This is a genomic window from Microbulbifer sp. TYP-18 (assembly GCF_040932045.1).
In the GTDB taxonomy this organism is placed as follows: Bacteria; Pseudomonadota; Gammaproteobacteria; order Pseudomonadales; family Cellvibrionaceae; genus Microbulbifer.
Map to the genome: position 1 here is coordinate 55,043 of NZ_JBFRBC010000004.1, position 21,760 is coordinate 76,802.

At 47.1% G+C, this 21,760-nt stretch carries 19 protein-coding genes; 4 read left to right on the plus strand and 15 right to left on the minus strand.

Features of this window, described 5'->3' with window-relative positions; genetic code table 11:
* The first annotated feature begins 431 nt into the window (after positions 1-431).
* Together ABVT36_RS06090 and ABVT36_RS06095 are read left to right on the plus strand one after the other, a co-directional pair.
* Positions 432-1,049 (plus strand): sigma-70 family RNA polymerase sigma factor, encoded by a 618-nt coding sequence (locus ABVT36_RS06090; RefSeq protein WP_368455753.1) that lies wholly within the window; start codon positions 432-434, stop codon positions 1,047-1,049.
* A gap of 7 nt (positions 1,050-1,056) precedes the next feature.
* Positions 1,057-1,764, plus strand: coding sequence for a ChrR family anti-sigma-E factor (locus ABVT36_RS06095; RefSeq protein WP_368455754.1), 708 nt, complete (start codon positions 1,057-1,059; stop codon positions 1,762-1,764).
* 21 nt (positions 1,765-1,785) lie between these two features.
* Here the strand turns inward: ABVT36_RS06095 and ABVT36_RS06100 are convergent, their stop codons facing one another.
* The 10 genes from ABVT36_RS06100 to ABVT36_RS06145 form a co-directional block, all read right to left on the minus strand.
* The gene (locus tag ABVT36_RS06100) at positions 1,786-3,243 is read right to left on the minus strand and encodes a serine hydrolase domain-containing protein (RefSeq protein ID WP_368455755.1); all 1,458 of its coding nucleotides are present in this window, start codon (positions 3,241-3,243) and stop codon (positions 1,786-1,788) included.
* Between the two features lie 133 nt (positions 3,244-3,376).
* On the minus strand, positions 3,377-3,922 hold the full coding sequence (locus ABVT36_RS06105; RefSeq protein ID WP_368455756.1) for a hypothetical protein: 546 nt from the start codon (positions 3,920-3,922) through the stop codon (positions 3,377-3,379).
* 14 nt (positions 3,923-3,936) lie between these two features.
* Positions 3,937-4,227, minus strand: a complete 291-nt coding sequence (locus ABVT36_RS06110; protein ID WP_368455757.1) for a hypothetical protein — start codon at positions 4,225-4,227, stop codon at positions 3,937-3,939.
* Between the two features lie 347 nt (positions 4,228-4,574).
* The gene (locus tag ABVT36_RS06115; RefSeq protein ID WP_368455758.1) at positions 4,575-5,384 is read right to left on the minus strand and encodes a hypothetical protein; all 810 of its coding nucleotides are present in this window, start codon (positions 5,382-5,384) and stop codon (positions 4,575-4,577) included.
* A 151-nt stretch (positions 5,385-5,535) separates the two neighbouring features.
* Positions 5,536-6,303 carry a hypothetical protein gene (locus ABVT36_RS06120; protein WP_368455759.1) on the minus strand — a complete coding sequence of 256 codons (768 nt, stop codon included), beginning with the start codon at positions 6,301-6,303 and terminating at the stop codon, positions 5,536-5,538.
* Between the two features lie 74 nt (positions 6,304-6,377).
* Positions 6,378-7,256 (minus strand): hypothetical protein, encoded by an 879-nt coding sequence (locus tag ABVT36_RS06125; protein ID WP_368455760.1) that lies wholly within the window; start codon positions 7,254-7,256, stop codon positions 6,378-6,380.
* Between the two features lie 140 nt (positions 7,257-7,396).
* On the minus strand, positions 7,397-8,266 hold the full coding sequence (locus tag ABVT36_RS06130) for a hypothetical protein (RefSeq protein WP_368455761.1): 870 nt from the start codon (positions 8,264-8,266) through the stop codon (positions 7,397-7,399).
* Positions 8,267-8,568: 302 nt separating this feature from the next.
* Positions 8,569-9,018, minus strand: coding sequence for a hypothetical protein (locus ABVT36_RS06135; RefSeq protein WP_368455762.1), 450 nt, complete (start codon positions 9,016-9,018; stop codon positions 8,569-8,571).
* A gap of 116 nt (positions 9,019-9,134) precedes the next feature.
* Positions 9,135-9,584 (minus strand): hypothetical protein, encoded by a 450-nt coding sequence (locus ABVT36_RS06140; protein WP_368455763.1) that lies wholly within the window; start codon positions 9,582-9,584, stop codon positions 9,135-9,137.
* 112 nt (positions 9,585-9,696) lie between these two features.
* Positions 9,697-10,062, minus strand: a complete 366-nt coding sequence (locus ABVT36_RS06145) for a DUF4440 domain-containing protein (protein ID WP_368455764.1) — start codon at positions 10,060-10,062, stop codon at positions 9,697-9,699.
* Between the two features lie 343 nt (positions 10,063-10,405).
* Between ABVT36_RS06145 and ABVT36_RS06150 the strand changes: the two genes are divergently transcribed.
* Positions 10,406-10,933 carry a phage integrase N-terminal SAM-like domain-containing protein gene (locus ABVT36_RS06150; RefSeq protein ID WP_368455765.1) on the plus strand — a complete coding sequence of 176 codons (528 nt, stop codon included), beginning with the start codon at positions 10,406-10,408 and terminating at the stop codon, positions 10,931-10,933.
* Positions 10,934-11,167: 234 nt separating this feature from the next.
* Here the strand turns inward: ABVT36_RS06150 and ABVT36_RS06155 are convergent, their stop codons facing one another.
* Entirely contained in the window at positions 11,168-14,695 is a 3,528-nt protein-coding gene (locus ABVT36_RS06155; RefSeq protein ID WP_368455766.1) for an indolepyruvate ferredoxin oxidoreductase family protein, read from the minus strand.
* Positions 14,696-14,979: 284 nt separating this feature from the next.
* Here ABVT36_RS06155 and ABVT36_RS06160 point away from each other — a divergent pair, with 284 nt between their 5' ends.
* Positions 14,980-15,492: an Lrp/AsnC family transcriptional regulator gene (locus tag ABVT36_RS06160; RefSeq protein WP_367151335.1), complete on the plus strand. Its 513-nt coding sequence runs from the start codon at positions 14,980-14,982 to the stop codon at positions 15,490-15,492.
* 75 nt (positions 15,493-15,567) lie between these two features.
* Here ABVT36_RS06160 and ABVT36_RS06165 read toward each other — a convergent pair whose 3' ends face one another.
* The 4 genes from ABVT36_RS06165 to ABVT36_RS06180 all read right to left on the minus strand — a co-directional run bounded on the left by ABVT36_RS06165 (position 15,568) and on the right by ABVT36_RS06180 (position 21,715).
* Positions 15,568-16,077 carry a flavin reductase gene (locus ABVT36_RS06165; protein WP_368455768.1) on the minus strand — a complete coding sequence of 170 codons (510 nt, stop codon included), beginning with the start codon at positions 16,075-16,077 and terminating at the stop codon, positions 15,568-15,570.
* An 81-nt stretch (positions 16,078-16,158) separates the two neighbouring features.
* Complete coding sequence (locus tag ABVT36_RS06170; protein ID WP_368455769.1) at positions 16,159-17,367, minus strand: hypothetical protein; 1,209 nt, start codon at positions 17,365-17,367, stop codon at positions 16,159-16,161.
* A gap of 115 nt (positions 17,368-17,482) precedes the next feature.
* On the minus strand, positions 17,483-20,173 hold the full coding sequence (locus ABVT36_RS06175; protein ID WP_368455770.1) for a CRTAC1 family protein: 2,691 nt from the start codon (positions 20,171-20,173) through the stop codon (positions 17,483-17,485).
* A gap of 12 nt (positions 20,174-20,185) precedes the next feature.
* Entirely contained in the window at positions 20,186-21,715 is a 1,530-nt protein-coding gene (locus tag ABVT36_RS06180; protein ID WP_368455771.1) for a hypothetical protein, read from the minus strand.
* Positions 21,716-21,760 lie beyond the last annotated feature (45 nt).

The following is a 21,760-nucleotide window of genomic DNA, read 5'->3' on the forward strand; positions in this document are numbered from 1 at the left end:
CAAACCTCTCTCCTCTTGCCTCGATTGGCCCCTTTTCAGTCACAACAGGGCCAACTCAGTTAGTGTGAACAGGCCCTAAGACCCCCAGATTCCTTTCCGGGCTTTTCGCAACTTGAAGCTGCCACTGTCAAATCCATGGGTTGCAGGTTAGTGTGGCACAGGCCCGAGCCCTACCACGGGCCAGAGCCGTTATTGGCAATCGCAACAGAAGTCATTGCAGCGGGTTTCAAGAGTGGCAATTCAATCGATAAAGTGTTATCGGCCGGCCTATCGGGTCAATAATTAGCCAACTTACAAGCCGGGGTAGGTGAAGCGGCAATCCCGGTGAGGCAGACATTAACCCAATAATTCAACAAGTAGCCGGGTTAATGGTGATCCAGTCACTTGGAAATGCCGTATTGTGCCCCGACTGCCAGTAAAAGATTGCTAAAATGGCGCAAATAAACCGGACCTGTAGTCAGTTGAACACAGTGGAAGCACCCCATCAGCGCGATGACGACTGGAGCAACCTCCTCACCCTGGTTGGCAGCCGGGCTGACCGGAGTGCATTCGAGCGGCTGTTCCACCATTTCGCTCCGCTGATTAAGGGTTTTCACTACAGCCGCAGCGCTCAGGCATACTGTGCCGAAGCTGCTGATGAGCTGGTACAGGAAGTGATGTTTCGCGTCTGGCGCAAAGCGCCAAGTTTCGATTCCAGTAAGGCCTCCGCCAATACGTGGATCTACACCATCATGCGTAACTGTCGCATCGATATGCTCCGCCGCAATAGCCGCCGGCGGGAAGCGGATACCGACATCGAAGTGGATGATATCTGGGATGAGACGCCGGATGCGCAGCCACTGCTATATCTACAGCAAAAACGCAGTGAGCGGACTATCGCGGAATCCCTGGACAGTCTGCCGGCGGAACAGCGGCACGTTTTGGAAAAGGCCTATATGGAGGGGAAGTCTCACAGTGAGATATCCAGCGAGCTGGGATTGCCTCTGGGCACAGTGAAATCCCGCGTGCGGCTGGCGCTCAAGAAGTTGCAAGTGAAATTGAGCAGGTAGAAACCCCATGATTCGTCACCACCCAGACAGCAACGTCTTAATGGAATACGCCGCAGGCACCCTGCCCTGGGCGATGAGTCTGGCAGTCGGCGCGCATCTCCAGTTGTGCCCCAGATGTCGTGAAGGGCGTCACCAGCTGGACTGTGTCGGCGGCGGGCTGCTAAGGCACACAGAGCCACAGGCGGTCCATTCCGACAGCCTGGCCCGCGTACTGCAGCGCATCGACCAGGATGAGAATAACCCGAGCCAAAGTGATCTGATCGGCCCGGAAGTAAACACAGCACACAGCGCGGCTGTGGACAGCGGTAATCGCGACCGCCCCCTGGACCAACTGCCGCGGCTGGTGGACAAACTGGTGCGTGACAACCAACCGCTTCACTGGCGGCGCATGTCCTCGTCCCTGCAGATGGCCCGGCTTGCCAGTGGGCAGAATCAATGCGAGGTGGCGCTCCAGCGTATCCGCCAAGGCGGCAAGGTGGTGGAACACGACCACCGCGGCCGCGAGATCACCCTGGTGTTATATGGCAGTTTTTCCGATGCCGATGGTGTCTACGCACCGGGAGACTTTCTGGTGCGCGAACCGGGGGAGGTACACAGGCCCATGGCCACCCAGGACCAGGAATGCCTGTGTCTCTCCGTCGCGGAAGCGGCCGTTTCGGTTACCGGCATACTCGGCTGGCTGGTCAATCCGCTGCTGCGCTTTCGGCCCGCCTGAGCCGAGTTGATTGGGTCCCCCCTAACTCCGGTTCAATTTGCGTAGGGCCTTACTAACCAACTCAGTATCAGTTTGCTCTAGCGTTAAATATACAGCCCCACTTTTGTCAACTAAAAATCCTATTTGACTATTAACCAGCTGATCTACCCTAAATTTATCTTTCCCTATATGTATCAAAGGTAGTGGCTTGATTTCATTCTGCGAATTTAATAATACAAGGATACCGTCCTGCTCTTCTATTCTTACTCTCTTTGCAAAAGGGGAAAAATGATGTGGGGTTAAATTTTCATAATTACCAACAATACTTTTAACCAAACCTTTTGAAGGGGTTTCTACAGTGGCTTCAATATCTTTTTTCCAGCCCATAGAGTCTATCACACTGGAAACAATTTGATCTATGGTTGATAACCTTGCCCGATAAGCACCATTCCCAAAGATGAATATTCCTCTACCATTTTCCACTGTTGCCATTATTAATCCACCAGTTCCGTTGTTATAACCACTATGGGAAAACCAATCTAAGTTTCCAACGGCTAGATTACGCATCCACCCTATACTCCAGCCACCAGATAACTTAGTGGTTTGGATTTTAATAAGTTCTTGCGCGACAACTCTAGATATAACCTTAGTACTTACACCAGATAATGCTTTTTGAATTTCGATAGAAAGTTTGGCCATATCCATCGCATTAGTCCATAGCCCGCAAGCAGCTTCTGGGCAGATAGGAATACCGGTGGAAATGACTTCTCGTTTGTCATTGTGCGCTTTGGCAACATTCGATGGAAATTTAGATTGCCCATGCTGGTAGAATACTGTGCTTTCCATTCCTAGTGGAGTGAAAAGCATAGCTTCCGCCAGTTTTGCGATGCTTTTACCTGTAATATCCTCTAATGCAATCTGGGAAATTAGAAATCCCCCTCCGCTATATTTCCAATTGCTGCCAGGTTCAAAAGATATTGTAATCTTTTCATTTTTATATGTGTCAAGAGTTTCCGCTGTTGTTGGAATTATGTCACCTAAGTATTTAGAACCATAGCCACTATGGCTTGTACCTGCGGTATGTGTAAGTAAATGACGTAATGTTATGGCTTTACCTTTATCGAGGTCGGATTCAGACATCTTCCAACTTTTCAAATAGCTTATTACTGGTGCATCAAGATCTAGCTCCCCCTGCTCTGCCAGCATAACCGCTAATGTCGCGACAACAGGTTTAGAAATTGAAGCAGCGTTAAATGAGGTGTTGTTATCAACATCACTTTTTGTCGTGAAATCTTTTTTACCACCAGCAAAAGAAAAGATAACTTCGTAATCATCGACTACTGCAACACTAATTCCGGCTAATTCATTATCTGTAAGTAATTGTTCATAAGTCTTAGATTCTCCGCCTTTAAAGTGAACTTTGGAAATTGCTTCATTTGCATGAGAGTACCATGTGAAAGAGAGGCAAAGTAAAGTCATACAAATTATTTTTATAGTCATATAAATCCCAATGAATATAGATTAGTGCCACATGGAAACATAACGAACCTGTAGAAAGTTGAATGAAGGTCTTTGCCAACGTCATTAACATTTGCGCGGCCAAGGAGCATCAACTATCTCATTTTGTTACGTGCTACTCGATGTATGTTACGGAATTGCAAGAAGGACAGGTAGCAATCTTACGAGTACTCGATAATTCCCAGGCATTTCCACAATTTCCACACTGTCGCCATTCTCCCACCAGTGACTGAGCAACTACCATGCTACTAGACGGTATCTGCGAGCCAAAATGCTCATTGTTACCTATAAAATCCGGCGTTAATTTGAAGAATAGTCTTTTACATTGAATGACAAGCTCTCCATCCAATGAAAGCTCAATTAACCTATCTGGCGACTCGATAATTTTTCCAGCACTTTCCATAAACTCTTCTGGCCCTGTGATATTAAGATGACTAACATTTATACACAGCAATTCAAATGAAGAAGGATTCCATTGAGCTTGAAACAAAACTCTTACATCTAATCTGTGATCCATATTCATGGATTTATCTTGCATTACATAGCCACGATTAATTGCCTGCATTTCCTTCATCATGCTGTCATGAAAAGTTACTGTCTTCTCCAGAAATTTCTCTAAATCTTCAGCACTTATTATTTCCGTGTAATCGCCAATTCTCATATCACGTAACGCCTTTAGTTGCGGAAAACGAAGCTGCGCCTGGGTTTTCCGCAACCCAAACTTGTTATACTATTACCGCATACGCCTAATTGATTTATTACGGTTGCCATTTTAATAGTAAACCGCGGTTTGAAAATTTTTAATGCACTAAAATATCCGCTAATAGCAGTTACTGCGACGCCATTTATTATCTGATGTGTAATTGGAATCCATAGCTCGGCAACTTCACTTCGGGTTAATTCCATTGCCTCAGTCTCAACCCCTGATACTGAGGCAGGGACTTTGATAATTAGCTTGTCCATCATTTCGTGATTGCCCTTTGCGTTAACACTTTTTGGCTCTTTGATGACTTATAGTTCTATTTCAGCTTTCTCTTGTGCATCGGTGTACTCTGCAAATGTTTGAAGAGGAAATAATAAAACGGTAGTGATTACTAGTGATTTAATCATATTCGTATAACGGATCATTAAACGGCAATAGTTGGCTCCAATGTGAAGCGAAGCGGAATCGAGCCAACCATTACGAATCCGCTTTTAAATCCGTGTTATATGCGCTATATTCAATCAACTATTGTTTGCCTTTATATTTTCAATAACTTGCGCATCCACCCAGTAACTTTTACCTACCCACTTACGACTTCCATCTTCTTCCGTTACCCACTCACCACGAATAAAAACAAATATTTTCCATTTGGCGAGACACGAGGGCTTTGTTCATAAATTGATGTATTTATTTCGTTTCCCATATTTATAGCCTGTCCCCATGATCCATCACTCTCCTTAAAGCTAATATAAATATCTGGTTGGCTACTACCGTGGTTTTCATCTCGTTCTACATCCCACATCAAGTAAGATTCATCTGGTGCGATGTATGGGTGAGCAATATAATTACCTTGGTTAATATCAGGTCCTAATTTTTTGGGTTCTTCATATTTTCCACTTATCAAGCGCGAATAACCAATATTTCCATGGCCATCATCTTCTTTTTTGAAAAAAGGAAAATAAAAGGTGCCTTTAGCTGAAACTGACAAACCGTGAGCTTGTTCTTTTAAAAAGTCTCCCATCTCTTTAGGCTTTGACCATCCAGTTTTTGTCCGTTCGCTATACTTTTTTCCAAGGTACATGGTATTTCCATCAATAGAAAATAAAGGCCATTTTAAATCTGTCTCATAAATCTCGCCCCACTGATTCTTTTCATAATGAATTACGAAAAATGCACGTTTTTTATATTTGCCATTTTTCCTTGTAAAATAGAATGATTTCATATCAGGTGAAAATGTACCATCTTCAAATAAATCATCTGGTGAAAGTACTTTGGGCGCAAAAAGTTTTGGGGTGATGCCTGGTGGTCGTTCACCAAAGTAGCGATTTTCTAAAGTTGGAAATTTATCAAAACCGTAACCGGTAACACTAAATATTACAATAAAGAGAAATATAAAAATTGAAGTGTAAGTACGGTTCATAATTTATCCTTAATTTAAAATCAGTTATTGATTTAGTTTCCATTATGCAGATGACGATTGATTTTCCTGTGCATATAGCGCTTCAATAATCGGCGCTGATTTGCTGCTTTCGGCGCCGAAGGCGCGAAATTGATTGATTTGTTCCATGCGCCTAGCACGGAACCACAGAAAACGCAGAGCCAATCGCGTTTGCTATGCCATTAATAATTTCAGTTGTGACCCTAGCCTTATTGAAACTTATATCGATCAGAAACCCAAAGATTGTTGCTATATAGAGCAGATACCCAAATCCCATATAGTCATTGTAAAGAATGGTATAAAACCAATCTTGACCAAAGATATATATACTTGAAGATATTATTGTTGATACGACCAACAACAGGCCAGGAATGAACAAATGCGTAATAGCTCTGGGTTTTAAAAATGATATAGTAAGGAGAATAAGGAACATGAAAAAATTTGACGCAAGAAATATTCTAAGGTCAAGCTTCAGGCTGGCTGTGATTTCGAGGTATTTTCCCTTTACGACATTAGTTAAAGTGCTTTCAGCAATTTGAATATTCTTTATTCTTTCCATGTAGCCCGAGGCTATAGACTGAGCTAGTGCTTTTTTCTTCTCGCAATCATACCCACACATAAAAGCGATTATGCTGGCAATTTTTTCAGGTAAATCATTGTCTAAATTAGACTGAATTTTCTCTTTCTCCAGACCTAGTCTATCTGCAATATTTAATGCCGCATCTGTTACGGATGAATCACCAATAGCTTGATGCTTTGCGCGAACTTCCTTTTCAATCTGGGTTTTTATGAATTCCTTGGCGGACTCTTCAACTTTTTCAGTTGAAATAAGCGTTACAGAGAATAGTCCGCCAAACAATAATATCCCGAATATGCCAATTAACTTTAATGTAGTGCTCATATCTTCCTTAGCTTTAACGCCAGCAAAAGGTGTGCTGCCTTTTGGCGTCGCTCTTGTTGCGATTGTTATATCGTTTACTTTTTAGGCCTAAGTGTCTCAATAATATGCGCATCTACCCAGAAGATATCCACATTTTCGAACTTGTCGGAGCCCATATTTCTAACAAAGAATAGATATTTCCCATCTGGCGTAACCTTTGGGCCTGCTTCGTAAGCATCTGTATTTACTTTATCACCCATGTTAATAGCATCACCCCATGAGCCATCGTGTTGCCGAAAACTGATATAAAGGTCTACATTACCAAATCCGCTGTCTTTTATGCCGTCCCACATAATGTAGGATTCATCTGGTGCGATGAAGGGGTGAGAATTCCTTGTTCCGGAGTTAATCTTTTTGCTGAACGGTCTTGGCGCTTCACGCTTGCCATCTATCAACCGTGAATATCGTAGAAGGCCGTTATCTTCTGGGTGTCTTTCATCAATGGTATAGGTCCCTTTCAATGAAGCAGAAAGGCTCATGATGTTTATTTCTGAAAAAGGAGCTTCAATATCTTTTATCTCTGACCAGCCAGTATCTGTACGTTCCCTATATTGCTTGCCCAAATGCATAGTTTTGCCGTCCGGCGAGAAGAAAGGATAAAAGGGTCGAGACTCTTTACTAATTGTCTCAACCCATTGGTTACCTTCTTGTTTATAAATGACAGTTTCAAATTTATTATTATCTATTCGTTTCCTAACAAAATAAAACTCATCCATGTCAGGTGAGAAAACGCCACCATCATCAAACCCCTTTGTCGTAACAATGCCTGGGGCAAAAGGCTCAGGTATTAATCCCGGTGGCTTTTGTCCAAGATAGGGACCTTCAAGTATTGGAAAATTATCTTTGGCATGACTCACACTGCTCATCATCAATGCAGAAAGTAGCAGCGATAGTGAAGGGTATATAGATTTCATGATCCTTTCCTTTTTATCTAAATCCGTAGTTTATTTGACTTTCTATTGAAGCCGCCTTCTATAGATATAACGCCCTACCCAGCGGGCAAATGGGAGCGTAGCGAGTTTTGCTCCGCTGGAGTAGCTTGTTATATGGTTTGCTATTTAGGTCGGAGCTTCTCGATGATTTGTGCATCCACCCAGGAGATATTTGCATCTTCGTTTCCGCGTTTTGTCCGCAAACTAAAGAATAGAAATTTTCCATCGGGTGACACACTTGCATTTTTTTCAGAGTGAGCTGTATTGATCTTGTCGCCCATGTTGATGGCAGGGCCCCATGAGCCATCCTTCGCTCGATAGCTGATGTAGAGGTCAGATCTGCCATATCCACTTTCTCTAACGCTATCAAAGATAATGTAGCTTTCATCCGGTGCAATGAAGGGGTGGGCATTGTATCTGCCGATGCCAAACTGCGGGCCCAGTGACTTAGGCTGTTCATATTTACCGTTTATCAAACGTGAATAGCGAATAGGGGTATCTAATTCGGGGGTAAAGGTATCAAAATAATAAGTGCCGTTGGAAGACGCCGAAAGCCGCATAATGTCTATATCTTCGAAAGGTGCACCGTGCTTTGTTATCTCCGACCAACCGTCGCTGGTGCGCTCAATATAATTATTGGCTAAATAGATGGTCTTGCCATCGGGAGAAACACTTGGCTGGCTCGTATTATGTTTGACAATAGAATGCTGCCATTGATTATTTTTATACTCAATGACATTCAAGGAATAAACTTCTTTTTCATCAGACCTGACGAAATAAAAGGTATTCATGTCCGCCCCGAACATGCCCTGAATTTCAATAAATTCCTCCGTATTAACAATACCGGGTGCAAAAATCTCAGGCGTTGAGCCTGGTGGCGTTTGACCGAGATAAGGACCATCTGGAATGGGAATTTCATCTTGGCCATAACTGGTGCCGCTCATCACTAGAGCAGAAAACAGTAGAACAGTTGCAGAGCTAACGTGCTTCATTATTTATTCCTTATTTTGAAACCAACGAATCATTTCACTTTGCTTAAATGCGATTGACCAAGCGGTCAATTTAACCAATCCGGCTTCAAAATACCTGACGTCCGTATGACTTTTAGATGATTTTGTTCTGACGACGATAAACAAGTTATTCCAAGCATATAACGCCCGCAGCAGGGGCGGCTTACCTTGTGTGTATTTTGCGCAAAATTTGGAGCGAAGCGACCTGCGCAAAATATGCACAAGGTGAGACGTCCCACGGAGGCCCATAGGGCCGGAGTACATTGCCTGCGCTTGTTAGCTATCTATTTGACGCGCGAGCGTGTACCCAAAAAACCAAAGCCGAAAACAAACATACAGAAGAGTAGGATAATTATTAGTTCTCTATAAACATAAAAGCCAGGACCTTTAGATTCCAATACGGCACAATTAGGATTAGATGAATCAATAAAAACCTGGATCTTTTTTCCCGCTGGATGCTTCTCAACGAATTCTTGCGAGCCTATGGTTTTCAAGGAAAGATTGACTCTATCTCCATTATAGTACTTTCCGTCGTACATATACTCGTACAGCACCTCGGCTTTAATTGCATCATAGCGGCGCCCTTCCAAAAATGAACTCAAAATTTCACCTGATACGGAAGTGTCATAACTACAATATATTGCATTTACTAGAGACGAAGGTGCTCCGAAAACATCCTCCCGCAATACTACGATCAAGACACAGAGCAGAGAAACCACTAGAAGTTTGATCAAATTTTCTCCGTTGGTATGTCGATAGTTTACGCCTTGATCTGCGGCGGGCCGCGCGAAGCGTGGACCGTCCGGTGGAGGCCCACAGGGGCGGAACGAACAGCATCAACTTGTTAGGGCTAGTCACTGCTTGAACCGACAAATATCCAGCGCTGACCACTTGAATGGATATCATACGAAAAATCCCAAAATACTGGATATGCAGGATGGCCGTTTTTAAAGCCAAACTCTACAACCATTTCTGCATCTTCGATACCGATAATTGAAAATATCTTGCCCATTAATTCGGTTATTTCAACCTTTTTAGACTCAAGCTTTAATGGGCCTGAACTTGTATCGCCTTTATACAAAACCATATCCATAATCTCAGACATGGCCTCGTTCGGTGTGGAAGGAACTACACCAGAAACTTCGCAGTCTTTTGAAATTAACCTTTTGAGGGTGTCGGTCAAGCCCAGCTCTGGATCGGCAGGGCCATAAAGATTGAACCAAACCTCGTAGTTAACTCCATAAAGAAGATTCTCAATTCTTTTGAACTCTTCCAATCTTGTATCTTGCGCGATTCTCATAGAGCTCTAACGCTCCACTTAGCGGGAGCAGACTGCACGGCTATACTCCGCGAGGCACGAGCGCAGCCGGGCGGGCTGAAATCCGCCTACAGTGCCTTGTTAGGAGCACCACTCAGAATGGCTGGCATGGCGTTCCTTGGTGATACCACATTTGCCAGCTACCTGAACTCATAGTCCAAATTGAACAACGCTTTGAATACGACGGCTCACTGTCGCCTCTTTTAAGTGTTGCTCGGTAGAGTAACTGAACGCACTCGTCACTCAGTCTTCTAACCTCATAGTTATCTGCTGTAATTTCAGGAGCATCTTCACTAGGAAGGCGAGACAACACCTTAGATTTGCCAAATTGATTTCCGGCCGCACCGATTTCAATAAAGTCATCTGATATCAGTCTTTGAAGCTCAGCTGTTGAAGCGCGAGTACTAGAACGAAACAAATATTCTTCTAAGGTGATAATTACGGAACCTAATTCTTCCACTGAACCCTCGGGTGCTTCCTAACAGTTTATTGGGCGGAATTCCGTCTATACCGCCCAGTTCGTCGGTATTGATCGAATAAAAAACCTATAAAAATCATAAGGTTACACCTTGCTAGTAGCCGCTGCCTGCCGCGGACAGTAAGCTTTGGTACTCATGAGGCCTCCGGGGCGGCTTCTATAGCATCCGTTATCTCTGCAAATATCCTATAAAATCCGTTAGAAAGCCAATATAAATCGGGCCTTTCGAGCCTCGGATATGTCGGTACTCATGAGGCCCGCTACTGAGATACAGCGTTAACTTACGTTATGACTGGATATATACGGCATTTAGTGAGATAAACTCGTGTCCCGATCTCCATTTCTTGAGTCAGTCCGCTGTGAGCTTCGCTCGCGCCACTACAGTCTGCGAACCGAAAAAACCTACCTCTACTGGATTCGCCAGTTCATTTACTTTCACGACAAACAGCACCCTGACACCCTTCACAATGCAGAAATCGAGCGTTTTCTGTCGCACTTGGCTGTCAAAAGTGAGGTAAGTTCGTCAACGCAAAACCAGGCTCTCTGCGCCCTGGTCTTCATGTATCGTCACGTGATCGGGCGGAAGATTGAGGGCTTGAAGTTCGGATACGCGCGTCGGCCCGGAAATCTCCCTACGGTATTGTCGCCCGAGGTGGTACAAGCGATTCTCGCACAGCTTAGCGGAAAGTACTGGTTACTCACTGCCCTGTTGTATGGGTGTGGCTTTCGAATCCAGGAAGCATTGACGCTCAGGGTCAAGGATATCGACTTTGCGAACCGCGCCATTTTCATCTTCCGGGGCAAAGGTGGTAAGGACCGCTATACCCTATTACCTGTCTCATTGGTTGATTAAGTCGGTGCAACCTCAGGCTCCCCTGACGCAGTACTGAATTAATCAGAGGCTCCCTAGCAGGTTGTTGAAAAAGGCATCCTGCCTGTTTCAACACACGAAAAGCGAAAATGTGATTTTCACTTTTCTCCCAAAATCAACGACTTAGGCGTCGCCGATTTTGCCGGAACATCCATATTCCGGCACCAGGCTATTGAAATTCTTCGAATTTCAATAGCCTGCTAGGGATATCCCCGCTCAAACACTGGCCGCTTGGGGGGATATGCCAGTCCCCTGGCCACTGAATTCCGCCAGCAACCGATCCCAACGGTCGCTCACCTCCGCGAAACTGCGTGCCCGCACATGTCCGTAACCCCGTACCTTCCGCGGCAGTTCCAGCAGTTCCCGGGCGGGGCCGATATTGTCGCGGCGCAAGTGTGTGGCCACGGTGTAAACCGCCTCCTCCACCTGTCGCGCCCAGCGGCGCTCACTGCGGCGCTCGCAACTATAGCCAAAGGGATCCAATACCGTACCCCGCAGAAACCTTGCTTTGGCCAGCAATGGCATCAGCCGGCCCACCCAGGGGCCCAGCACCATCTTTCGCACCCGGCCACTGGCGTCCGGGCGCGCCAGTAGCGGCGGGGCCATATGGAAGCGAAGCCGGTACCGGCCGGTAAATGTCTCCTCGAGTTGTCGCTTGAAGTCCGCACCACTATAGAGCCGCGCCACCTCGTATTCGTCCTTGTATGCCATAGCCTTGAACAGGCTGAGTGCCGCCTCCCGTGTCAGAGACTCCTGCCCCGGTGACAGCTTGCTCTCCTGCGCCCGCAATGCCCGCATAGCCAGGTGGAATCTGTGCGCATAGGCATCATTTTGATAACGGCCCAGTTCTGCGCCGAGTCGTTCGATCAGCTGGTCGGTGCCCTCGTCTGGTTGAGGCAACCGCACCGGCTGTGCCGGGACCGCCAGCGCCGCAATGGCGGCGGGGTCTTCGGCCAGCAGACGGCCGGCGCGGAAAGCGCGCAGATTATTCTCTACCGCGACCCCATTGAGCTCGATTGCGCGCTCAAGGGCCGCCTCGCCGACGGGCAAAAGCCCCTTCTGCACCGCATAACCCAACATCATCAGATTTGAGGTAACTGTGTCCCCGAACAGGGCCTGCGCATAGCTGTTGGCATCAAATGCATGGTATTCCCCACTCAGTGACTGGATGCTCTGTTGCGTGGCTTCGGCCGGAAAGGCCAGCTCCTCCCCCCGGGACAGTTCGCGCACGCTGGCCGCTACCGGAACCTCCGCCACATTGACCAGCGCCTTCAGCCGGGACACAGCAAACTTGGCCCTCTGAGCAGCGGCCGTCACCATATCGCAGCCCAACAGCAGCTCTGCACCACCGTCCCTTATCCGCGCGGTGGCAATCTGCTTCGGCGTCCCGGCGATTTTCACATGGGCTACCACTGCGCCATTCTTTTGCGACAGGCCGGTGAAATAGAGGGTACTGCTGCCCTTCTGTTCCAGGTGTGCGGCCATACCCAGCAAAGCCGCTACCGTCAGCACTCCACTGCCACCGATACCGGCAACAAGAATACTCAGGGGCTGCGCCAACTCGGCTACTGGTGCCGCGGACAGCTTCCGGATTTCCGCATCCAGGGACTGCGCCAGAGTCTGTACCGGTGGTTTTTTCAGCTCACCGCCTTCGACACTGACAAAACTCGGACAAAATCCATCCGCACAACGCATATCCTTGTTGCAACTGGACTGATTGACCTGGCGCTTGCGACCGAATCCCGTGTCCAGGGGCTCTACAGCGATGCAATTGGATTGCACACTGCAATCACCACAGCCTTCGCACACCCGGTGGTTAATCAGCAGGCGCCTGGGGGGATCGAACATCTGTTTTTTCTTGCGGCGCCGACGCTTTTCCGCCGCACACACCTGTTCGTAAATAATTGCGGTAACGCCGGGGGTCTCGCGCAGTCGACGCTGCACTGCATCCAGCTCGGAACGGCACATTATCTCCACCTGGGCGGGCAATCTGTGGCGCTGCTCCCGCCAGTGATCCGGGTTTTCGCTCAGCAACACCACTTCGCCAACCCCCTCGGCGATAAGCTGCGCAGCCAAACTGGGGGCATTGACCTCTCCGTCCGCAGGTTGACCGCCGGTCATGGCCACCGCATCGTTGAGCAGTATTTTATAGGTGATATTTACCTGGCTGGCGACCGCCTGGCGAATGGCCAGCAGGCCGGAGTGATTGTAGGTACCATCACCCATATTCTGGAAAATATGTCCTTCGCTGGAGAAACGGTGCAGGCCCACCCACTGGGCGCCCTCCCCCCCCATATGGGAATAGGTATCCGTGCGCAACCCCTTCCCCAGGGCCATAATATGGCAGCCGATACCGGCACTGCCCAGGCTGCCTTCGGGCAGCTTGGTAGAGGTGTTGTGAGGGCAACCGGCACAGAATATCGGCTCCCGTACCAGCAAGCCCGGGGTTTTCTGCGGCACATCGCCACCCAGTTTTTCCGCCGCCGGAATCAATCTTTCCGCCAGATCTGTATCCGCCAGCCAGCGGGCCATGGCTTTGGCCACCTGATCCGGCCCGAAGCCCCAGATTGCCGGCAGCAGGTCCTCGCCGTTCAGATCTTTCTTGCCAACCACTTTCGGGCGGCGCGCGTGGTCCCAACCGTAGAGCAGGTTTTTCAGCTGATCCTCCACCAGCGGGCGTTTTTCCTCCACCACCAGCAGGCGTTCCATACCATCTGCGAATTGACCAATCCCCTTGGGCTCCAGTGGCCAGGACATGGCCACCTTAAAAATGGAAATACCGGCCCGGCGCAGATCCTCTTCGCTCAGATCGAGCAGCTGCAGGGCTTCCAGCAGATCGCCATGGGCCTTACCCACGGTGACAATGCCGTAACGCTTGTGGTCAGCCCCATGGGTGGTCCTGTCCAATTGGTTCGCGAAGGCAAACGCCTGGGCCGCGGGCAGGCGCTCCTCCATCATACGGCGCTCGTACTCCAGGCGCTCCGCCGGCCAATTCAGGTGGGGGTCGTAATTGAGGCCGTGGGGGGGGATGGGAAAATCTGTGGGAACCGCAAACCGTGGCAGCTCCGGAACCAGCAGGGAGGCGCCGGCCTCCACCGTCTCTGTGATGGTTTTAAAACCCACCCAGAGACCGGAATAGCGGGACAGTGCGATACCCGCCAGACCCAGGGTCAGGTACTCCTCGATAGTGGCCGGGAACAGCAGTGGCATCATCACTGACTCGAAGATCTGGTCAGTGTTGTGGGAGAACATGGAGGACTCGGCGGTGTGATCGTCGCCACAGAGGGCCAATACCCCCCCGAGCTTGGCGGTGCCCTGGACATTCGCCTGGCGAAAAACGTCGGCACTGCGATCCACGCCGTGCCCCTTGCCGTACCAAATGGCAAAGACACCGTCCCGGGTCGCATGCTGGCGATAGTGGTCAATCAGTTGGGTACCCCAGATATTGGTGGCCCCGAGATCCTCGTTGACGCCCGGTTCGAAGTGGATATCGTACCCGGCAAGCAGCTTCTTGTGGCGCCACAGCGCCTGGTCGTAGCCTCCCAGTGGCGAGCCCCGGTACCCGGAGATGAAACCGGCACTGGCAATACCGGCCATTTCATCCATGCGCTTCTGCATCAGGGGCAGACGTACCAATGCGTCGATGCCGGTCAGAAAGACACGGCCCGACTCCCGGGTAAAGGCGGCCTGGAGCGAATACTCCGTGTCAAAGCCAAACTCCTGATCACCTTCAACCATCGCCATGGGTAGCACCTGCTTTTGTTAATTACTACGGGGGCTAAGCTATCACCGCTGCAAAGGGCAGGTCATACCAATTTAACCCCAAATCGGGCATAATGGCGGCACGGGTCACTAATGATTACTGCTGACAGGCAATAAAACACTCAAAATAGTCACTGCTAGAGAATATTGAAGAAGCGGATGGAGGCCGGTCCTCACTGCGCTGCCACTCAGGCTGGAGCCATAAACCGGCGACTTGTCAATGTGCGACATAGGCAGCCATCCACCACAGGAGACACTTATCCACTATGGCCTACCAACTGGACGCCACCGACAAAAAAATCCTCGAGATACTGCAAGAGAACGCCACCATCGCCAATATTGAGCTGGCGGAAAAAGTCTGTCTTTCCCCCTCTCCCTGTTCCCGCCGGGTCAAAAACCTGCACGAACAGGGTTTTATCAAGCGCGCTGTTACCCTACTGGAACCCCAAAAAGTGGGGCTCCCGGTCAGCGTGTTCATTCAGGTAACCCTGAACCACCAGGTAAAAAAAGAGCTGCAGGACTTTGAGTCTGTGATCGGCCAGTGGCCGGAGGTTATGGAGTGCTATCTGATGACCGGTGACTTCGATTACCTGCTTCGCGTTGTGGTTCCCAACCTGCAGGCCTACCAGGAGTTCCTCGATAAAAAGCTCACCGAACTGCCGGGTATCGACCATATCAAGAGCAGTTTTTCCCTGAAGCAGGTTCGCTATCGCACTGAGTTGCCGCTGGAACAATTGCTGGAGCAGCAAGGGGGCCCAGCAGGCGCTGGTCAACTATAATGGCGGAGCTCCGCTGGCCAGAGTGAACACTTAGCCAAGGCATTGCCAAAAATGGCGGAATTCTTTTCCGCCCTCTCAAAGCCTTTGATAACTCCCATCGAGATAAATCAGGGAAGATACTGGCCCAGCCTCTACCAACACCTCTTGAATACGCCCAATAAAAATATCGTGGGTGTTATAGGATATAGTTTGATCCTGATCACAGAAAAAGACTGCCTGAGAGCCCTCCAAATAGGGTGCTCCACTGCTGCTAACATACTTCCAGCGATTATCAGAGAAACGTAAATTTTTTGAGTCTGGCGAAGCACAATACCTGGAGATAAGCTGCTGATTATAGGAGAGCACATTGATGCAGAAAGGTACACCCTCTCTCAGAACCTCTCCGGTCGATGTCCTATTGTTAACACAAACCAGTAGGGAGGGCGGTGTATCCGATACGGAAGTGACCGAAGAAACCGTCATTGCAGATGGCGTCCCCGCAGAACATTTCGTAGAGAGTATACAAACTCCTGATGCAAGCCGCCTCATTCCCATCTTCATGGCTTCGCCAATATCTGAATTTAAATCTTGGCCAATCATTTGCATAATATAGTTTTCTCTACTTCATAAATCATTTGAGAATAAATTCTGATAAAGGCAAACGAACATAAATTCTCCCGGGTAAACTTAGAAGTTGTACGATATTGAAATTTCGAAATAGTCGTCTTGTCGAAATGGATAACTATATTCAGTGTTATTCGTATTAGAGAATATTCGTGCCCTCAATTCTGCTGACAACTGGTCACTGACACGGCGGGAGCCTTCAATGGTATAAAAGCGGCTATCGTCTTTTATATCTACAGTCGTACCGATAATTAAAGAGGTGGTTTGATAATCATTAAAAACAATACGGGTCCCAAGCACCAAGTCGTTCTCAAATGGGGTTGTGGCTTCATTTCCGCGATCATCATAGTAATATTCAGCCAGGACTCCAACATCAATTTCGGATTCCCCTACCCCTACAAAAGTATACTCGGACCCAATACCCACAGTATTGAAGATAGAGTTATTTTCCACACGTCGGTAACCCTCAAACTTAAATAGGGCATTACCTGTGGTCAATTGCAAATCAAGTGCAGTTTGATGAATAATAGAATAGTGGGGTCTTAATACAGGTGAGGAATCCAGTCGATTTACCAGTATCAAACTCGGGTCTCGATTAGTGCCATAGAAATGAGAAAAGCCAACTTCCCAATCTCCAATTAAATGTGCATACCGCAGAGCCACATCGAGATGCTTTTCCTCCGCCCCGGATTCAAAGCTACTCTCACTGGAGTCGACAGGTAGAGGAGTTCGAAATCTGTCCTCTGTATTAGCAAACGCCCGCTTCCTAAAATAAGGCATTAAAAATAAATCAAAGCTTCCCCAATCCCTAACCAGAGTAAAATTGGCCATAGGCTGGCCCAGTTTGGATTCTTCGTCGAGATCTTCCAGCGCATCAGTTTGATTGATCACATCGACCAAGTGCCGAAATTCCAATACCCCCCAAAAGATTTTTTGCACCCCGATACGCATCTCCCAAAGATCTGAGACACTCTCCCAATAGAATTCACGGATATCGAAATGTTGTCGACCACTATTGTGATAGCGATAGAAAATAGAAGATACTAGAGAGTGCCGCTTATTATCCCAATTATTGTAGTATTCAGCCTCCAGCGAAACCGAAGGATCTTCATGCCGGGATTGATTCTGGTATACAGGCGAATGATAAAAAAACCGCTTGTCCAAAACAACTTCGCCGCCAATCTCATGTGCATGCACCAGGCTTGTCGACAAGAAATAGCAAGACACAGAAAAAACACCTGCTGACAGGGTACGCCACAAGGTGATTTTCATACTGAGTTGGCTCGCTGAAAGCAAATGTTATAAAAAAACATAGTATGGATTGATAAATTTTAATATTTTTAACAGCATAGTATTCACCATAAAATATGCGCCAGCTATAGCTGCATTACTCTTGATAAGAAAATACTGATTCACAACTATAAATACCTATTTCCCTGTCAATACAAATCGTTTGATTTACAAGCTTGCCATCAAGGACTATCTTTTGTGTGCTCGTACTACCGGATGGCCAGGTAATGTCAACAGAGTGTAGAGCCTCATTGCCCAAGCCAATATGCAGGTCGGTAGTGACTGCACCAAATACTGGACCACCAATACGGGTGTAATAGAGTTTATTTTCATTGACAATTACCTTGGCACCGACCGCAAACAGGTTATTTGAACTCCGATCGCGAAGGTTAATCTTTACCCAATTGCCTTGTGAATTTCTAGCTGAACCACCGTTGATGTACAGTGAGGTATGACCTTCTTCAAACTGAGTTGGCGGGCTAACCACTTTATTGGGAGCTGGAACAGCAAGAATTCTGCCACCAAATTCGACTTTAAGATTTCTCGCCTGGGGTGAAATAGAATTATAGCCCCCAGTATGAGTCACCAAGATATCAATAAATCCGTCTCCATTTACGTCCGCATTGAAGGTTGCACTGGCGGCCTCGTGCATACGAAAAATATCGCGGATAGTACTTTCCGCGGCATCAACTCCACTGGCGCTATAGGCATCGGTATCACCTATATAAATGTAATCTCTCTTAGTCCAACCAGTGCCAGGAGCTACACGGCGTGGAGGGTTGTGGGCGTAATCCATATGTAGAATATCCAACAATTGATACTCTAGAGTCCTGTCCGTGAATTCATAACTGCCGTCGGAACCCTCATTCACCAGAAGGCGACCCGGGCTGCCTAGTGTGTCACCAATGAAATTGTCATTACCCCTGGCCAATGCGCCTGCCATATACAGGTCCAGATCCTGATCATTATCAATATCAAGCAGAGAAATGTTCCAGGCGAATTCATAGGCACGTAAACTTGTAGAGAAACTATTCCTTTCAAAAAACGCCTTGTCACGTTGAGTGAAATTCATAGGATTTGACATATCCGGCGGTATATGGGATGAATGATTGACTTTCACATCAGCCGAAAGATCCTGAAATTTACCACTATCGCTGTGATATTCCAGCACAGCGTGGTGTAAGGTACTCTTACCTTTCATATAATTAATGTATGCGAGTGCAGTGAGGTTCAGCTCCTCTTCAGTATCAACCAATAATCCGGTATTTTTTGCCGACATGGTTTGGCTGCCACAGTTCGCTATTAATAGCTCCTCCTTTAAATCACCATTTAAATCTCCGGCCGAAAGCCCCATCCAGCAGCCATCCCAATTAGCATCGTTGAAAGCTTCCAGGTAACGAAAAGAATTGCCTTCTACGTTTTCATAGATCCTAAGGCGATTGCTCATATCATTGGCGACAACAAGATCTGGCCAGTGATCTTGATTAAAATCCATGAACATTGCCGACCAACTATGATCAGCCTGCTCGCCAACCTGCTTACCCTCCACAATATGCATCGAGGTTTTAAAAAAGTCTTGATCCTTATCTCGCCACACGCTGGCCTCGAGATCTTCTTCTAAATGCAGGCCAGCAACATTGAAGCTCTCGCTCTTATCCAAAAAGGTCAAATTCCCGGTTTGAGCGAGTTGATTGATATAAAGTTGGTTGCGATTGCCGGCGAAGTACTTTGCCCCGAATCCCCAATAATCGGGGTCGAGAAAGTTGGCAACATACAAGTCCAAATCTCCATCCCTGTCGATATCAGCCACGGCAGCACTGGTCGAAGTCCAGTTCCCGCCCACACCTGCCTCAAGGGTCACGTCCTCCCACTCTGGCAAACCATCTCCGTCCTTATCACCCCGGTTGATAAATAAAGAGTTCCTCCCCTCGGCTTCAAGCTGTTCACCAAAATTTACCATTACGTCTTTGCCGTCCTGCAGCTCACCCCAGAGAAAAGCAGGCGTCCGGACTACCACGGCTTCGCGAGCGCTGCGCGCCTCCCTACCCAGGTGGTTCTTTGCTGGATAAGATGGAAATCCCAATTCGTGACTCTGCGCCATAATTCCGTAGTGGGATGCCAGTACATACAGATCCAACAGGCCATCCCCGTTAAAATCCGCCGCTATAGCACCAGTCGATATACGGCCTACAGAGAACTCATCATCATCTGAGGAATTGCGCGGGTTATATTTATTTTCGATGAGCAATTCTTCTTCCAGAAAGAGGTCATTACCGTTTTTGGAAAGTTCCTGGATACTTAGATAAACTGGATGTCCCCTGTCATTATTACCCTGGTTTATGTATAGAACGTTGGGTTTAGCCGGAGCAGTTTCCCCAGTCAAAACATTACGTTCATCAACCCTTTTTGACACAGGCCTCCCAGAGTGGGCTAGATAAATATCTTCCCGACCATCATTATTGGCATCGAATATGGCTCCCCCCTGCGCCCAGAGCATGCTGTTATTTCTGAGTGCCCGGTCGCCCAGCGATGATCCGATGTCCCGAAAAGGTATAAATTCAGAATCGATTGCTATAGCTTGCGGATGCTTCTCAGGTGCTTCTCTCTGATAAGCAGGCGACTGCTGTATTACATTTGGCTTCTCTAATCCCAAGTACTGCTTAATAACACTAACAGCGACGGTTACTTCAGATACTCCGTATTTCTTGAGAATATAATTTTTCAGCGGAAAGTACACCGCAATACTTATTATAATTGCGCTAGCAATACCTATACCAAATCTCTTCATAGCCAGTCTTTCTCACAGAATATTGATATCTTCATAAACTCTAAACAATGGAGGCACATAGGAATCGGTTGCATTGATAATCCTATTTTTCAGGCTTCCTGTAATTGGTAACTCCAACTCTACAAGATCGACGATTCGCTCGTAGGAAACAATGTTGACACGCAGGTACCACTCGCCATCACGCTCGAAAGGTCGCAAGAAAACCTGTTCGTATCCAGTCTCATGATTGTTTACCAAAGCCCACTTTCCATCTTTCTTCTGAACTTCATAGGCGTAGTGGGGAACAGGACCCTGGTGATAGCGGAGGTAGCGTCGCTCTATCGATTCCATTGGCGGAAAAATACCAACACCGAAGGCTGATATTCCATAGTCTTCTTGAGCCACCAAGAGATCCACCGGGATATTACCTACGACTATTCCCCGGTCGCCGTCACCTTTATAAAGAAAAATTTCTATATATCCGTTTTCATTTTTAAAATTATTTTCTTCGGTATAACTTGTTTTCGGAAATACGCTATTTATTTCCGCCAGATTCCAGTCATCTCCAAAAGGAATTTCCTCGGATTCTGTTCCACTGTAAACCCCCGGGGCTACAAAGCGCTTTACCTGAAAAATATCACCCTCTTTAAGTTCTGACACATATTTGGTTTTAAGTTGATAGTCATCTCTATAAACTTTGAAGTATCCCTTTTGCACCTTGCGCCGTGAATCCTGGGTAGAATAACCCGCAATCGGCTTGTCCAGCACTACCGTGGGTTTGACAGTTAAAAGGGATTCTTGCTTGGTGCGCAGCTTATCCAATTGCAATGGTACATCTGAAATATCCTTTTGATAACGCAGTGTCATATACAGAGAAATATCTGAAATCTCTATTCCATTTATGGAACGTATCATATGGTAATAAGTATCCTTGGGGAAGTCGAACCAACCATGGTACATTTCTCCCACAGAGTCAGTTGCGTTAAGTTCCCACAAACCGGGTTTTAGACAGTTGTTGGTAACACTGAAGCGGGTCGGCCTCAAATCCGGTTTCGGCTGAATTAAGCCGTTGTGATAGTCGTATTCTCCATCGGCTTTGCTGAACAATCCTTCCTGTGCGTTAAAATATCCAAATAGTGTATTATTTTGCTGATAGCTTAGCTGAATACCATTTCTCGCATACTCAGCAAGCATAAGATTGGCCTTGTCAAAACTATCAATCTGTACATCGTGGTGATAGGGAAGTAGAGGCGTCAAAAATCTTGCATCTATATGACTTAGATATATTTTTTTATTTTCAGCGTCCGTATCCTCCGACCTTATGGCCATGGATAACCTTTTGGTTTTTTCGGAAAACTCAATGTCAATACGTTCCATATCCCGAAGTACTGAATAGTAACGGTTGAGGGATTGTGTGGACGGATTGATCACATTTCCACTAGCATCGAGATGCTCTTGATCAAACTTTATTTTCTCCCCTTCACGAAAATCACCAACAATTAACGAAGCCGAAATTGCCACTATAGCCACGATAGGCAGCCCATACCGTATCCAATGAGTCATAAGTTTCTCCAAACTTTCGGCAGTCAAAGAAATACCTGTAGACTG

What these genes read in the sequence shown, in the direction of transcription:
- ABVT36_RS06090 (WP_368455753.1), top strand. Translation starts at nt 432, where the DNA reads ATGGCGCAAATAAACCGGACCTGTAGTCAGTTGAACACAGTGGAAGCA.
- ABVT36_RS06095 (WP_368455754.1), top strand. Translation starts at nt 1,057, where the DNA reads ATGATTCGTCACCACCCAGACAGCAACGTCTTAATGGAATACGCCGCA.
- ABVT36_RS06100 (WP_368455755.1), bottom strand. Translation starts at nt 3,243, where the DNA reads ATGACTATAAAAATAATTTGTATGACTTTACTTTGCCTCTCTTTCACA.
- ABVT36_RS06105 (WP_368455756.1), bottom strand. Translation starts at nt 3,922, where the DNA reads ATGAGAATTGGCGATTACACGGAAATAATAAGTGCTGAAGATTTAGAG.
- ABVT36_RS06110 (WP_368455757.1), bottom strand. Translation starts at nt 4,227, where the DNA reads ATGATGGACAAGCTAATTATCAAAGTCCCTGCCTCAGTATCAGGGGTT.
- ABVT36_RS06115 (WP_368455758.1), bottom strand. Translation starts at nt 5,384, where the DNA reads ATGAACCGTACTTACACTTCAATTTTTATATTTCTCTTTATTGTAATA.
- ABVT36_RS06120 (WP_368455759.1), bottom strand. Translation starts at nt 6,303, where the DNA reads ATGAGCACTACATTAAAGTTAATTGGCATATTCGGGATATTATTGTTT.
- ABVT36_RS06125 (WP_368455760.1), bottom strand. Translation starts at nt 7,256, where the DNA reads ATGAAATCTATATACCCTTCACTATCGCTGCTACTTTCTGCATTGATG.
- ABVT36_RS06130 (WP_368455761.1), bottom strand. Translation starts at nt 8,266, where the DNA reads ATGAAGCACGTTAGCTCTGCAACTGTTCTACTGTTTTCTGCTCTAGTG.
- ABVT36_RS06140 (WP_368455763.1), bottom strand. Translation starts at nt 9,584, where the DNA reads ATGAGAATCGCGCAAGATACAAGATTGGAAGAGTTCAAAAGAATTGAG.
- ABVT36_RS06155 (WP_368455766.1), bottom strand. Translation starts at nt 14,695, where the DNA reads ATGGCGATGGTTGAAGGTGATCAGGAGTTTGGCTTTGACACGGAGTAT.
- ABVT36_RS06160 (WP_367151335.1), top strand. Translation starts at nt 14,980, where the DNA reads ATGGCCTACCAACTGGACGCCACCGACAAAAAAATCCTCGAGATACTG.
- ABVT36_RS06165 (WP_368455768.1), bottom strand. Translation starts at nt 16,077, where the DNA reads ATGCAAATGATTGGCCAAGATTTAAATTCAGATATTGGCGAAGCCATG.
- ABVT36_RS06170 (WP_368455769.1), bottom strand. Translation starts at nt 17,367, where the DNA reads ATGAAAATCACCTTGTGGCGTACCCTGTCAGCAGGTGTTTTTTCTGTG.
- ABVT36_RS06175 (WP_368455770.1), bottom strand. Translation starts at nt 20,173, where the DNA reads ATGAAGAGATTTGGTATAGGTATTGCTAGCGCAATTATAATAAGTATT.
- ABVT36_RS06180 (WP_368455771.1), bottom strand. Translation starts at nt 21,715, where the DNA reads ATGACTCATTGGATACGGTATGGGCTGCCTATCGTGGCTATAGTGGCA.